The organism is Massilia sp. TWP1-3-3 (assembly GCF_049897805.1).
Classification (GTDB): domain Bacteria; phylum Pseudomonadota; class Gammaproteobacteria; order Burkholderiales; family Burkholderiaceae_D; genus Telluria_A.
Genome location: NZ_JAFCWX010000040.1, coordinates 11912 through 28090, shown reverse-complemented (window position 1 = coordinate 28090; position 16179 = coordinate 11912). Strand labels below are relative to the sequence as shown.

At 64.8% G+C, this 16179-nt stretch carries 2 protein-coding genes; both read right to left on the bottom strand.

The window, feature by feature from the left end:
• Positions 1-87 precede the first annotated feature (87 nt).
• Complete coding sequence (locus ACP7D4_RS25290; RefSeq protein WP_426212031.1) at positions 88-951, bottom strand: choice-of-anchor A family protein; 864 nt, start codon at positions 949-951, stop codon at positions 88-90.
• A 14-nt stretch (positions 952-965) separates the two neighbouring features.
• Complete coding sequence (locus tag ACP7D4_RS25285; RefSeq protein WP_426212030.1) at positions 966-16082, bottom strand: CARDB domain-containing protein; 15117 nt, start codon at positions 16080-16082, stop codon at positions 966-968.
• Positions 16083-16179: the final 97 nt, after the last annotated feature.

Sequence of the window (16179 nt, the reverse complement as noted above, 5' to 3'; positions counted from 1 at the left end):
CATCCAGACATCGTTACTGTTACTAGTTATTCGTGCTTGCGGTGGTGCTTGCGGTGGTGCTTGCTGCGGTGCGTGCGCCGGCAATGCCTAAGGTGACTGTGCCGGGACGAATGGCGTGTTCCCGATCGTCGTCTGACCCGTCCAGCTGGCGCCGATCACGCTGCCGAACAGGTGCCCGCCTGAGCTGCTGATGCAGGCGAACGGGGCCAGCAGCGTTCCCCAGACGCCGGCGCCGTTGAAGGTCAGCGTGTCGGTATCGGGGAAATTGAACAGTAATCGCCCCGCAAAACCGCGCAAGGCATTCTGGTTCCAGCTGAACTTGACCTGGCGCTGTGCATTGGCGCGCACATTGACTATCAGGGTCGCCCCCGGTTTGACGTTGAGCAGCTGCACCGTGAAGCTCGGCCCCACTTGCGCGGCCGTCAGTTCGAACACTTCCTGGCTCGCATTCGTTCCTTGCAGCGTCAGGATGTTGGCCAGCGTCTTGGCGCTGCCAGTGACCGGTTTTGCGGCCAGTCTGGCCGTTAGCATGGACAGCCAACTGGCTTCGGCCACGAAATCGACGGCCAGCTCTTCCTTGCGCAGGTCGAGCTGCGAACTGGTGTTGGCCGCACTGGTGCCGAACACGCCGTACCCCTTGCGCCCGCTGTCGGCCCGGATATCGCCATGCTTGAACGTCTTGATCGTGCGCCCGACGACCAGCGAAGGCTGCGCCGCTGCGCTCGACGGCAAGTCGGCGCCGATATCAAGATTATTGCTGTCCAGGTCGCGCCCCACCGCCATGCGCCCTTCCACCCGGGCCAGGCCGGAAGCGTCGCCCAGGATGAAGGCTGCGTACTGGCCGGCGGCGCCCAGGTCAATTTTCTGGGCCGCCGCGCCCTGCAGGCACAGCATGGCCAGCGCGGCGCATGCCAGCCGGCGCAGCTTGCGCGCTTGAATTGCTTGCATCATGTTGTCTGCCTCATTCATTGTTGACGACGTTCCACGGCCCGCACCACGCGCGCCAGCGCCTGGCGTGCACCGGCGGTTTCACCGTCGATGCGGTCCAGCCGCTGCTGCGCCATGACCAGTTCGCGCAGCGCCTGCGCATCGTCGCCGGCCGCGCTCGACTGCAGCGCCCTGCCGATCCAGCGCAGCGCATCGGCGCGCGCAGTGGCGTCGGTGCCCGTGGCATGCAAGGCGCCCACGGCGGTTTGCGCCGCGCTGCCCAGCTCTGCCAGGCCGCTCACTTGCAAGGCGAGCGTGTCGCTGCCGGCCGCGCTGGCGCTGCTGCCGGTCACGCTGCTGACGGTCGTGCGCAACTGGTAGGCGCCGCCGGCCAGCGGCAACTTCATCTGCAGCGTGAATTCACGCTCCTGATTCGCCCCAAAGGCAAGCTGCCACGTCGCGCGCGCCACACCAGCACCGTTCTCGATCGTCGCACCCGGCTCGGCCAACAAGGCCCTGGCGCCTTCCGGCAGCTCAACTACCACCTTCAGCGTCAGCGCCGGACCGGCGTTGCGGACCACGATCTTGCGCGAGATGACCTCGCCCGCGATCAGCGGCGCTTCCCCGTCTACAACCGGCTTGAGCCACTCGAAGCTGGTGCGCCCCACATCCAGCCAGCGATCATCCTTGGCACCGGAATTGATCGTGGCGGCCCAGTCGAATGCAAAGAACAAGGTGTGGCCGCTGCCGAAGCTGCCGTTGACAATGGCCGCCGTGGCCAAGGAGGTGGTTGGCGCGCACGGACCGTGGCCGTGGTCGTCGATGCCGTCCCCGTCCTTGTCGTGCCCGTTGCCGCGGCCGATGCAATGGCCGTAACCATTGCCGTTGCCGTTGCCGTTGCCGGAGGTGTTGCCGGAATTTTGGCCCCCACTTGCGGCGCTGCGGAACTCGCCTTGAACTTGATAACCGTCGAAAGTGTTGACCGAGAGCAAATTACCCAGCACATCGAAGGCGTTGACCGGATACAGCTCGCCAAGCATGTACAGCTTTGGCAGCGCCAGTCCTGCGTTTCCGTTCGAATACACACCGAGCAGATTTTGCAGTGCCACATCGCCGTCACGCAGATCATGCAAGCCATCGGCAAGGAGCGCTTCGCCCAGGCGCAGTCCGGCGTTCAGTTCCGTCTGCAGTGGTTCCCTGAGCTTGGTGCCGCCGCCGCTGACCCAGTAACCACTGTAGCCGCCGATTTTCATTTCCCGCGCAAAGGCGTCTTCCGATGTCACCAGCTTGTGGCTCACACCCAGCAGGCGCAGGTAGTTACCCACCGCCACAGCGCGCTCGCTGTCGCACTTGCCCAGCAATACTGGATCATCTGCCACAACCGGCGTCACGCCACAGCTACCAATGCCGGCACTGACGGCGCGTTTGCACTGCGACAGGATCAGGATGCGCTGCGGATGGAACGGGCCGGTACTCACAAGCACCGGCACGGACAGTGCCATGACGACGAACCGGTCTTGGCCGATGGCAAACTGCTTGCCGGCGGCGCTGGCCGTGAGCTTGATCAGGTAGGCCGTGCCCGCGTCGCCGCTGACCGTCCATCCCAGATCGGTGCTCCAGCTCGCTTTCGCAGCGAGGGCAACGGTGTCGCTGTGCCTGAACACGACCGCATTGGTCTGCGCATTTACGATGGTCAGTTCGACCGCGACGCCAGCAAGCGCCGCCCCGCCGTTGACCAGCTTTTGCGTGATTGCAACGATCGCGCCCGCCGCCACTTCCTTTGGCGTAGCGATGACTTCACCGGACAGCATGGGCGCGGCCGCCAGGGTGACGGTGTCGACGCCAATCTCGAGCAGTTGGCCGGCCACCGTCGCCGTGAGGCTCGCCTTGAGCACGGTGCCCGGCGCGCCCGAAGCGACCCAGCTGTAGGCGCGTGAATAGGTTGCCCCGGCAGCCATGTCGCCCACGTCGTCGGCCTGAAAGACTACCTTGGCAAGCAACGGATCGGTGATCGTCACGCGGTACTGGACGCCCTGCAGGGCATTTGCGCCAAGGTTGTTCACGAGCGCGGCCAAGGTCAGCTTGTCGCCGATGGTCACCGGCTTCGGTGCTGCGGCCAGGCTGCCGCTCACAGCCAGTTTCAGTGTGAAGCGGATAGTCAGTTCCGACTTGTTGCCCAGCTTGTCGCTTGCACTTGCCACGAGCGTATGTGCGCCCATTGCCGCCACCGGCTGACCCGACACGTACGGCACGCCGTCGAGCAGCAGCGCCGAAATGTTCGGGTTGGCATCGGCCACCACCATCACTGGCGTTACCGCAGCGTTGTAGCTGGCGCCGTCCGTGACGCCGGTGACCGTAATGACCGGCGCCGTATTGTCCACCACGACCGCTACCGCCTGCGACAGCGCCAGTTGCGCGGCGGCGTCGGTCGCGCGGGCGACCAACGTGTGCGGGCCGTCGGTCAGCGCTGCCAGGGCGGTGCTGTACTGGCCACCTACCAGCGCTGCCGTCGTCCAACCTGCGCCGTCGACCTGCAGCTCGACCAGGCTGGTCGTGGAAGCGCTGCTCGACGCCGTTGCCAGCACGTTGAAGGGCGTACGCAGCAATGCGCCTTGCGCGGGCGAGGTGATCGCAACAATCGGCGCCGACAGCGCGACCTGGAACTTGAGCGTGACAACGCTCTTGTTGCCGGCCTTGTCATCAGCTTCAAGCTGCAGCGTATGGGCGCCGGGTTTGGTGATGGCCGTGCCCGAGACATACGCCACGCCGTCGAGTGTGGCCTTGCTCGACAACAGATTAGCGTCGGTAACCGAAATATGGGCAACTGCGCTGTCACTGTACGAACCGCCGTCGAGCACGCCCGTCACGGTGATGACCGGCGCGCTGTTGTCGATCGCGACCGCGACCGCCTGCGACAGCGCCACTTGCGCGGCGCCGTCAGTCGCGCGGGCGACCAACGTGTGCGGGCCGTCGGCCAGCGCTGCCATGGCGGCGCTGTACTGGCCACCTACCAGCGACGCCGGCGTCCAGCTTGCGCCATCGATCTGCAACTCCACCAGGCTGATCGTGGAAGCACTGCTCGACGCCGTTGCCAGCACGTTCAACGGCGTGCGCAGCAATGCGCCTTGCGCGGGCGAGGTGATCGCGACCATCGGCGCCGACAGCGCGACCTGGAACTTGAACGTGACAACACTCTTGTTGCCGGCCTTGTCATCAGCTTCAAGCTGCAGCGTATGCGCGCCAGGTTTGGTGATGGCCGTGCCCGAGACATATGCCACGCCGTCGAGCAAGGCCTTGCTCGACAACAAATTGGCGTCGGTAACCGAAATATGGGCAACTGCGCTGTCACTGTACGAACCGCCGTCAAGCACGCCCGTCACGGTGATGACCGGGATTGCGTTGTCGATTGTAAAGTCGATCTGCGCGATGGCCGAAACGCCGGCATTGCCGTCCACGGCGCGCATGGCCGCCATGTGTGGTCCGTCGGCCAGCGAGGTGATCGCCGCGCCGTAGGTACCCCGGCCGTCGGTCGCAGCCTGGCTCCAGGCACCGGCGTCCAGCTGGTACTCGACTTTCACGACTGGAACATCTCCCGTCGCGCTGGCCGTCAGGTTTAACGGTGTGCGCAGGATGCTGCCCTGCCCCGGTGCGGTAATTGCCAGCACGGGTACCGTGCTGGCAATCTGGAACCGGACCGTCTGCGCCGACTTGTTGCCCGCGCGGTCTTGCGCATCGACTTGCAAAGTGTGCGCGCCGTCTGCCGCGACGACCGTTCCGGCTACGAACCCGGCGCCGTCGAGCGTGATGGTGCTCGCCAGCAGATGGGCATCGCTGAGCGTTACCTGCGGCGTGACCGGGGCGCTATAGCGGGCGCCGTCGAGAACGCCGGCAACCACGATCAGTGGCGGCGTATTGTCAACGATCAGGTCGAGATTGGCGACGTCCGACACGTTGCCTGCCGAATCCGTCGCGCGCGCCTGGACCAGGCGCGCACCGTCCGCCAACCCGGCCAGGCTCATGCTGAACAAGCCGTCGCTGCGGCTTTGCAGCGCGAACGGCAACCAGTTGGAGGTGCCGCCGATTGCGTATTCAACGCTGGCGACGAGCGACTCGCTGTCGTCGGCCTTGACGCTGATTGGCAAGGCCGCGCCGGCGATCAGCTTGCCGCTCTGGGCGGCGAGCAGGAATGCCAGGCGCGGACCGACCCGGTCGACCACGCGCAGCGCGCTGCGCTGGAGCACGACAGATTTGCCATTGAGCTCGGCCGAAAGCACCAGTTGCAGCGTCTTCAGCGGCCAGGCAGTGACATCGAAGCCCGCTTCGCCCTGCAGCGACGCGCCCGGCGCCAGCGTGGCGCTGGCAGCGACGAGGGCGATCACCGACTGGCTGTCGGCGTCGACCACCGTCACGCTCAGCGGCACTGCCGCCAGGTCGACGGTGCCGCTATTGGTCACGTTGTACGCCGCCTTCAGACGGTCGCCATTTGCCACCGACGCGCTGTCCGGCGCGACGCTGCCGGCCATCTGCACCACCGCTTCGCGCGCCACAATGGTGGTGGAAGCCTGCGCACTTGCCACGCTCGCGGCTCCCGAGAGCACGTCCAGCTTGAGCTGGTAAGTGCCGGGCGCTGCGTTGCCGGTATTCCAGAGCGCGCTGAAGGCGCTTGAAGCGCCAGGCAGCAGGCTGCCCAGCGCTTGCGTGGTCTCGAACACTTGCTGGCCGGCGCTGCCGAACACCTGGATGTGAGCGCTGGCGTCCGGCAAGCTGGCATTGCCCGCCGCTACCTGGACGCTGGCGCCGATCGTGGCTGCTTGTCCAGTGCGATACGCCGCCTGCTCGAACGACACGCTGGCGCTGACGCTGCGCGCGGCGCCGATCTGGAATGGCGCGCTGCCCGACGCGATGACGACGTCGCCCGCGCCGCGCAGTTGGGCGGCCAGGCGATACTCGCCGGCCAGGATGTCGCCCGTATGCCAGGTGACCGGATAGTCGGCGCTGCGGCCATACGGCAGCGACACCGCAGCCGGCGCCAGGATCTCGACCAGGTAGCCGTCCATGTCTTCGATGCGCATGGTCAGGTTGCCGTCCACTTGGGCACCGGTATTGGTGAGCGTGACCTTGCCGCCGAACGGCGCATTGGCGCCGTACAGTTTGGCGTCGGTGCTCACCTTGACGGTGGCCGACGGCGCGCCGGCGATCACCAGCGTGCGCACGGCAACGTTGTTCGCCTCATTCGATTCAGTCACGCCGGCGAGCGGATCGAGCGAGAGCACGAAGCTGTACTCGCCCTCTTGCGCCGGACGCCAGTCGAGCGTGACGGCGCGCGTTTCGTTCGCGGCCAGGGTGGCGAAGGTGTTGGCCGCGAGGGTGCTGGTGGCGCCTTGCGGGTCGCGCACGGTGAGCGCGAAGCCGGCGTTGGCAGCCGGTCCAGTGCCGCCGTTGCGAATCGTGACGGTCAGGCGCGCTGCCTCGCCGCGCGCGGGCGCTGCCGGCAGCACGACGATGTCGCCGGCTGAGGCAACCATGTCGGGCACGGCGCCTGCCAGCGTGATGCTGACCGGTGCCGAGCGCACGCCGGCATTGCCGCTGCTGTCGGTGGCGAACGCGGAAAATACATTCTCCCCGGCCTTCAGGTGCTGCCGGACCGAGCGGAAGGTACCGGCCAGCGTGACCTTGACGAACTTGCCGTCGGTGCTGACATAGCTCAGGCGGCGCTGGGGTGACGCGATCGCGTCCGCGCCCGCGTAATTGCCCTGCACCAGAATCTGCTTTTGCACGCCATCTTCGGTGCGCAAGACGGCGTTGCCGTCTTCTTCATGCACAAACTCGCGCTCCGCCCCGAACCAGCGCGGGAAAGCGCGCTCGCGCGAGCCGTCGGTCAGCGCGCGCGCGATGCCCGTGGCCAGCGCGTATTCACCGATCTGGCGGTGCTCGGCACCGGCGAAGTCGAAGATCAGCCGGGAACCGTCGGCCGACCAGGATGGCGAGGCGCTGTCGCTGTCGTGCGTGTACACGACCGCGCCGTCGGCGGTGCTCACTACCGTGACCTTGCCATTCTTGACGAATGCAAGATGGCGCGCGTCCGGGGTCCAGCGCGGGACACTCTGGATCAAGTGGCCCGGATCGCTATCGAGCAGGCGGCTGGCATGCGTCGCCACGTCGTACAGGAACAGGCCATAGCGACGGCTGGCGTCGATACCGACGAGCGCGAGCTGGCGGTCGTCCGGCGACCAGGCGAACCACTTGCTCACGTAAGTAAACGCATCGACCTGCACGCTGGACTTGTCGACCATGCTGTAGAGATTAAGGATGTCGTTGTAACGCCGGCTGTCGTACGTACTCACGGCCAGCGTGCGATTGTCGCCCGACCAGCGCATCGCCACGGCTTCAGGTAGCCCAGGCACCGCCGTCATCGAGCCGGTGTCAAGATTGCGCAGCTCAAGGCGCGATTCATTGACCAGGCTGGCGAGCTGACGCCCATCGGCACTCAAGTCGAACGCGCCCGGGGACGGCAGCGCCAGTTCGGTGCGCACCAGTTCGGCATTGGCAGCGACGGTGTCAAGCACCAGGGCGCCGCGCAACAGCGATACGGTGGCGCCAGGTTCTGCGGCACCGGTGATATCGATGACAGGGTCGTTCAGCGTCAGCGGATTGCCGGCCGTAGCGGGGGTCAGGATGACCGGCGCGCCAGGTGCGAGCCGGTCGCGCGCAATACCCGCCACCGGGGCCGAGCGGCCGAGCTTGCTGCCGCTGGCGTCGTGAGCGCTGACAACATAGAAGCGCTGCTCGCCGTTGCGGGCCGTGCTGTCCAGGTAGGTACTGGACGTGCCCGCGTCGCCGAGCGCGGCGAAGGGGCCGATGACCGCGCCACCGGCCGCGATGCGGTAGGTGGTGGACGCATCGAGCCCCGGCGCGCTCCAGCCGAGCAGCAGCGCCGAGCCGGATGCCGGGGCGCTGATCGACAGGGTCAATGGAACATCGGCGCTCGCCGGCTCGACGTGCAAGCGCTTGACTGCGCTGTTGTTGTTGCGGTCGCGCTCACCGACGAGCGCGCCGGTGTCGGCCGCGACCGTCACGTCATAGTCGCCCGCGATGGCCGTCCATTCGGCCGACAGCGGTGCGGCGGCACCCGCCGCGAGCAGGTCGACCTTGTCGCTGGCAAGCAGCACAGCTGCCCCGCCGACTGCGCTCACCGCGATGCTGGTGGCAAAGGCAGGCGCTGGGGCAACGCCGACGTTGGCGACCACTGCGGCGATCTTGACGGCATCGCCGGCGTGCAAGATGGCCGGGCTCACCAGAATCCGGGCGGCATCGACCATCAGGTCGGGCAAGGACGCTTCGGCATTGAAGGTGAGCACAGCAGGTTCGCTCAGCACGCCGCTATCGTTGACCGCGAACACACGGAAGCGCTCGAGCGGCTTGCTGGCCTGGAACGTGCTGGAAGTAGTCGATTGCGTCTCGAAACCGTATAGTTCCACCTCCGCCAGGCGCGGTTCGACCGCGCCCCGGGACGGCAGGTTGAGGTTCAAGCCCGCTTGCACGGCCGTTGGGAACAGCGTTTCCACGCGATTTCCCGTATTGCCTCTCACTTCGGCAAGGGTTGCCCCGCTTTGGTTGAGGAAGGCGTAATCGCCCACCACGCCGCCGGCCCAGGACAGGCGCGCGCTGGTGACGAAATTGCGGCTACGCAGGCCCAGCATCAGCTGCTGGTCGACAAACCTGTAACTGTCCAGGTCCGGCGTCCACCAACTGGCGGGGTCGCCGTCGCTGGCATTCGCGGCGCCGTTTGTGCGGTACTGGCTGCTTGCGCTCACAGAGGCAACGCCGATGCGCCTGGTGTCGGCCTCGCCGTCGCGCATGACGCGGTAGCCAACGACGTCCGGTTCGGCATTCTGGTTCCAGTGCAGCGTGATGGCGCCATCGCTGGCGAGCGCCGCCAGGCCCGTGGGCATGGCAGGGGCCCCGACACGCTTGACGATGAAGGTGACGGCCTTGCTGGTATTGCCTGCGCTGTCCTGATGGACAACGCGATAGCTGTTGTAGCCAATTTCCAATGCCATGCCGGGCTGGTCAAGCGCGCCGCTGGCGTCGGAATCGAAGGCATCGTTTGGCGCCGGCTGGTCATTATGCGACACTTCCAACAGGAACTTGCCCGCTGTGCCTGCGTTGGCGCGCAGGCCGAATGCCGCCAGTCCCGTCGGCGAAGGCGGAAAGGCGATCTTCGGCGTGTACACCGTTGCTGTCACGGTGTCGCTCGGCACACCGGCCTGAGCGCCGCTGCCAAGCGCGGCAATGCGGTAGCGATAGGCAAAGTCGGGCAGATCGGCGTCCACATGGACAGGGCTGGCGGCGCCTGCCGCGCTGATGCGCACCACGTCGCCCATAGGCCCGAAGCGCTCCAGCAAGTAGCTGGGTTGGCCCGACGATGGATTGTTCCAGGTCAGCGTGACGGCGGCGCCGTCGACCACGGCCTTCAGCCCGGTAACGACTTCCGGATCGATGCTGTAGGTCACGCTGATCGGCGCAGGCGCCAGGTCAGTCCGACCACCCTTGTCCGTGGCGACGGCGCGGATCTGGTAAACACCTTCGATCAGGCCTTGCGCGTCCCAGCTCAGTGTGAACGGCGCCTTGAGCAGCGCGGCGCCGATGGCGATCCAGCCGGCTGCGCCTTGCGCGCGGTACTGGAACTGCAAGCTTGCAATGTCGGTATCGGAGGTGGTCGCCAGCAGCAGGCTGTTCTTGCTGATCAGCGAGTTGGCCAGCGGCTGCGCCATCAGGGCGTGCGGCGCGCGTGTGTCGATGCTGACGCTGGCCGTGTTGGACGGCGCGCTCATGTTCTCGGCCTTGTCCATCGCCTGCACCACGTAGCGGCGCACGCCGTCTCCCACGTCCAGGTCGATATGGCTGGCACTGGTGATCAGGTACGGCTTCCAGCTGCCGATGACGGCTCCCTGGGCGTTGGCCACGCGTTCGTCGCGCAGCACGATGTAGCCGGCCAGGTCCGGTGCTGTGCTCGGCGTCCATGACAGCGTCACGTTGTTGCCGTTGGCGACAGCCGACAGCTGAGACGGTGCCGCAGGCGCGACATTATCGACCGTGACGCTGATCTGGGCGGTCGCTACCTGGCCGGACAAGTCTTCCGCTTCCAGCTTCAGGCTGTGCGGTGAATTGTCGGCCAGCCCAAAGGTATCGAGACTGGCCAAGACGCCGTCCTGCACGGCTGCGGGCGAGCGGCGCAGCAGGCGCCAGGCGGCGGGCGCCGCACCGGTGCCCACGTAAAGGCGGTATTCCTTGAAGTCGGCCGAGGCCGTGGCCATGCCCTTGATGTCGAGCAGGGAACCGACCATGCTGCCCGAACCCGGACTGCTGATTCTGGCGGTCGGGCCACCCAGCGTCACGGTCAGGGTAACCGGATTGGACAGATCGCCTTCGCTGCCGGCGGCGTCGATCGCCCTGACGGTGTAGGTATGGTTGCCCATGGCCAAGCCCGGGTCGACAAAGCTCGTCGGCGTCAACAGAACACTGTTAATGCGAACGCCGTCCCGGTAAAGCGCGTAGCCGGCCAAGTCGCCGGCAGGGCTTGCGGCCCAGCTCAGGCGGGCCTGGTTGCGGTTTTCGAGCGCGCCGGCCAGGATCAGCGCCGGCGGCGCCACCGTGTCGACCACGACTTCGCGCAGGACGACCGTTGTATTGCCGGCTTTGTCGAGCGCGCTCAGGCGCAGCGTGTGCACGCCATCGACAGGCACGGCTTGCCAGTTGAATAGCTGGCCGCCATCGACTGCGGCGGTGCCGGTATGCAGCAGCGACCAGTGACTGGCGCTTTCCTTGGGACCGGCGGCAATCTCGATGGTGTACTGCAGCAAGTTGGCGTCGGCAGCCACGCCTTCGATCTTGCTTGAACGTCCCACCACGCCGTGCTCGGCCGGCGTTACCAGGCTGGCGCGTGGCGCCGTGTTGTCGATGGTAACGTTGAGCTTGGCCTCGCCGTGCTGGCCCGCGCGGTCGGTGGCGCTGAGCCAGAGGGTGTAGGCGCCGTCTGGCACCTGCGCGATATTCCAGGCGTGCACGAGCGGCCCGGAGAGCATGTCGGCACCGGCCAGCAGCGTGAAGCCGTTGCCGGGCGCGCCTTGGCCAAAGCGCAGCTCGTAGCTGTCCAGATTTTTTTCCTCGATCGTCGCGCCAATCGCGACCACGCCCCTGCGCGCAGAGAGGAAGCTGTCGACCAGTGGCTGCGCCAGCGTCACCTTCGGCGCCAGGCTGTCGATTTCGAACAGCTTGACCACTTCCGTGGCATTGTCGCCCTGGTCGAGCGCGACCACCTTGACGCCGTATTTGCCGTCTTCGAGCGCGTCGAGCGACAGCACTTCGGTGTTGCCGTCGGCACTCTCCCCTTCGGCGATCAGTTTCCACTTCGAGCCAACCGGTGCAGCGGAAACGTAAGCCTTGTAGCCTTGCATGTGCAAGTCGGTCGTGCCCACGCTGATGGTGCCGCGCGGCGCGAGGAAATCGGCGACCGGCTTTAGCGTGACCAGCGGCGCCTTGGTATCGACGATCAACTGGACGGATTCCTCCTGTCGTTGCCGACTCGGTCCGCTGGTCGTGGCAACCAGTTTGGCCACCAGCACGCCATCGGCGACCAATTTGCCATCGGCGTCCATCCCATCCCATGAGCGGGACGCGGCGCCGGCTTCCATCGCCTCCTCGCTGGCCAGGGTGCGCACCAGTGGTCCGTCCACGCCGCCAAGACGCATTTCGAGCGTCACTTTGGACGCGAGCGCAAGGCCGAAGCGGATCGCGCTCGTGTCGCGCTTGCCGTCCGCGTTCGGCGACAAAACGGCAGGCACCGGTTCCAGTGAAGTAATCAGGGAAACGTTCGCTACCAGTTGCAGTGGCACGCTGACGGAGGTAGCGTTGCCGGCGCGGTCAAGCGCGCGCACGCGCAGCGTCAGGGCGCCCGTTTGGCCCAGCGAATTGAGAGTGCCGAGGTCTTCTTCGGCCGCTTCAGGCGCAGTGGCGCGGTTGCCGGCGCTGACCCGCACCCAGCTGTCGGGGCTGTCGAGCGAGGCATATTCCACAATGTACGACGCGAAATGCGCGTCGCGAATGGCTCCCGACAAGGTCGTGACCAGCCCGACCGCCGCGTTCGCCAGCGGCCAGTTGAGTTGCACTGCGGGCCCGGTGGTATCGAGTTCGACTGCGCGCTCTTCGATCGCCTTGACGCCGCAGCTGTCGGTAAAGGTGATGCGCAGCACGTACAGGCCGTCCGGGGCCAGCGCCTGCAGGTCGGTCATGCCGTCCCACTCGAAGCGCGCTTCGCCGGACAGTTGCACCAGGTTCTTGACCAGCCTGCGCGCGACCACGCTGCCGGCGATGACGATGTCGTCCCTGCCTCGGGTGGCGGGCAGCACGTCGATATCGACGTTGACGTTTTCGTCCGGACGGATCACAACGCTCACTGCGGTTGGGCCGTCGGCAGCCTTGGGCGAGAACAGCGCCGCACTGACGCTGGCCGGCTGGAAGCGCACGTTGTTGTCGAACTCGAAGCTCACCGGGGCCGTGCAGGACTGGTAGCCCGCGCCGTTGAATACGCGCAGGCGAACGCTGACTTCGCCTTCCAGCTTGTCGACCAGGCCAAGGTGGCCCAGCGTGCCGCTGCGAGCCGGCTCGCCGACCTGGTCGTCCACCTTGCTTGCCCACTGAACTGGATGGAAATCACCGCACAGGGCGCTGTCCCGATAAGTGCACAGGATGTCGGCCGGTTCGCGTGCCGGCGGTTTGCGGCGCAGATTGGTGAATCCGTCGAGCCAGGCCTCTTTGGCAAACGGGCTGAAAGCACGCCACTCGGGCTGGCCCGCAGTTGCATATTCGAGACCGAAGGTCACCGGGCTCTGGCTCGTCACGCTCGCCTCAATGGCGACGGCACTGACGAAGTGGTTCAGGTCGTACGGATTGGGCATTTGCACGCCGCACACCTTCTGACCACTTTTTGGCGACGTGATACGGATTTCTGGCGCCTCATGAGAAATTTGTATCAGAATCGTCTTGGTGTCCGATTTGCCGTCTTCGTTAATCACCCGCACGAAATAACTGGCGGGCCCGTCGGACAGGCCAGCCGTATCGAGGTCGAACGCGTGGACGCCGCCGGTCTTGACGTCGTTCCAGTTATTGATCACGTCATAGCTGCCGTCGGCAAGGATGCGGCCGAACAGCAGCTGGGTGAGCCGGCGTCCGTCGGCGGCGTACGGCATCAGGCGCACGTTCAGCTTGCCAGATGGCACAGCATTGCAAGCGAGCGCCGTATCGGGCGTCACGATCCAGTCAGCGCCCAGGCACTTTGGTCCGAGCATCATGGCTGGCGAGAGCAGCACCACGCCGGACAGCGTGGTCGCTTTCAAGCGCACCGAATAGGGCTCGCACATGCGCAAGTCAAGGTCGCGCAACGCCTCTTCGCTCACGGTTTGTACAAAAGTACTGGTCACGGGCAAGCCCGTACTGATCACGCGTTCGGTGGCGAAACGCGGATCGGTGCTGCTCTTGAGTAGCACCTCGACCGACCTCAGGCCGTCTCCTGTCTCAAGCTCGAGCTTGAGCTCTCCCTTGACCGCGACGCTGCCAGGACGTTTGTCCTCCAGGTCCAGGATCGTCAGCAGGGAAGGCGAATCACCGTGGATGATTGCATAGGGCGCGACGGCGAAAAATGCGTCACCAGCGGCGTCGATTACCTTCACGCGCACCATGTAAGTTTCGTTTTCCTGCAAAACTTTGACCGGCCACAGGAACTTGAAGACGTCCGCCACCTTGCCGTCCACAGGAAGGTAAGCGCTACCCTTCGGATCGCGCTCGATGAATTGCGAGATCAGCATTTCTTCCCACTGCATCGTCGCGATGGCCGCCAGCGGCAGGTTCTTCTCCGCAGGAAGGATTTTGCGGTATTGCAGGATTACTTTGGCAATCGGGTTGGCCAGTGTCTGGGTGTACTCGAACCGTACCGGAAACTTCCCCGAGAAGACGCCCAGCAGGGGAATGGTGCCGATTGTCGCGTTTACCGGATAAGGCGGATACAGGGATGCGGGGGCCGCGACGCCGACCGGAATCTGCCCATGGTCGTCGTAGCCGGTAAGGAATAGCTGTTGCGGCATCGGCTGCGCGGGGCTGACGGCAACGTTGCCCGCTTTGTCTTCAGCGACAATGCGGAACTTGGAACCCTTGACTTCGCCAACGAGCATGTTCCGCCCGAGCTTGCGATCAGTGACCGGAAGTGGTTCAAACAGCGACCATTGGTCGCTACCGAGCGCGCTGCGCTCAATGTGCAGCGACGACAGGTAACTATCCCTAATATCCCACGACAATATCGCATTGAACTTGACGCGCTTGGTGCCGATCTTGTCAACGACGAAACTCATCGGATTGCTCAGCGCCGCTTGGATCGTTGGCAGCGTGTTGTCGAGCGTGACGAAAAACTCATGGTCGAGGACCGTAATACGGTATTCGCCGTCGGCCGACACGCGGCCATTGGCATCCCGGCCGTCCCACTTGAATACCGCATCGACGCCCTGCTGGACATGGTCGACCGCGAGCGTGCGGATCAGCACGTTTCGATTATCGAAGACGTTAAATACCAGATGCACAGGTTCGACCACGCGGTAGTGCAGTTGCACGCCGTCGCGCTTGGCGTCGCCATTCGGGGAGATGAACTCATTGTCCTTGTACAGGTCGGCAATCGGCGGCGTATCGCTCCAGCTGACCTTGCGGATTTGGCGCTGCGTGTTGCCCGCCTTGTCTTCCACCGACAGGCGCACCAGATAGTTGCCATAGGCTGGCGGCATCCAGATCATGAACTGCTTGTCCATCACCGCTTCGGTCGATGCAGGACCGACCGGCTTCCACACGGTGGGGGCTGCAGCGCGCGCGTATTCGATCGCGTAGCGGGCAAAGTTGGCGTCCGCGGCGCTGCCGCGCAGGATCAGGCCGCCGCCGGCCGCACTGCGCATGGCGCGCAAGTCGGCCGTCAGGTTCAGCAGCGAGCTCATGACCAGCACATCCGGACCACTCCCGCTGCAGGCCAACGCAGGGTCGACAGGTGCGCCGGTAGATAGTTCGAGGAGAGTGCCGCCGGGCGAAAACCGCACGGGCGAAACCGATGGTTGGTCGATGGTCTGAACGAAGCCGATCTTGCGCTTGCCCGCGTTATCCAGATCAATCGTTTCGACGCAGTTGACCGACCCGCCCGCTTGCACGCATGTATTGTCGGGGACGGCGCGGACCAGCGTCCTGCTGGCAGGCTCCCAGACCACGAGGTCTGCCCAATCTTCGCCCACCTTGTAGCGGGTTGATTCGACAACCACCAATTGCCCCGTCAAGACATTGGCAACCAGTACTGCGGACTGCTCGCCGCGCATGACGCTGACATCCTTCGCCTCGGCCTCGGTACCGGTGTCGATCTGGCATTCGGTCCTGCCCAGGCAAAACTCCTGATCAAAAGCAAATTCGGTGCTGTCGCTGCTCCAGGATGGGAGATAGGTCGAACGCAAAATGCTATCAGATCGGCCACGGAAGTCGTGCCGGAAGGTTTTGACAACATTAAATTCAGCGTCGACAACATACAATTTGCCCGGTTCCGGATCCGGCCGATCATCTTTCCAACTCATCACCAGCAACTTGGAGTTGGGCGCCCACGTAATGCGCCGCTGGGTGTGGGCCGGTATGCTCAATTCCTTGGCAATCATGTCGGCAGGTTGTGCAATACGGCCAGACACGAAATCAAGCAGCCAATAGGCCACTGTCCCGAGATCGGTATGCGATTCCACCAATGCTAAATTTCCGTCCGGAGACACGGTCATTTTCTCATTGCTGTGGTTGAGGGGATGGGTATCGAGCAACAAGGTCGGTGCCGTGCCGTCAAGCGGATACTTGCTGATAAAGTGACCCTGGCGAACCACCACGGCACGGCTGTCACCGGTGACAAACAGCTGATCGGGCAAAGGTCCCCATTGTGATCCTTCTTTCGGCAAATGGGCCAGCAGCACCTTGTTTTGGGCTTCGCCATCCATGATCCATAATTCGGTGTCAGCGCTGCCGACGATCAGGCGCGCAACGACCGTGCCATCACGCGATACGGCGTTATTGTTCCGGCTCGTACCTGTAGAAAATAACAATTTTCGCTCACTGCCGTCGGTCCTGAGCGAGTACAAGCCCTGCTCGCTGTCGTTCTGCGTAAAGCCGGTGTTAGCGAAGAAGTGTTGGTCGTCGCTG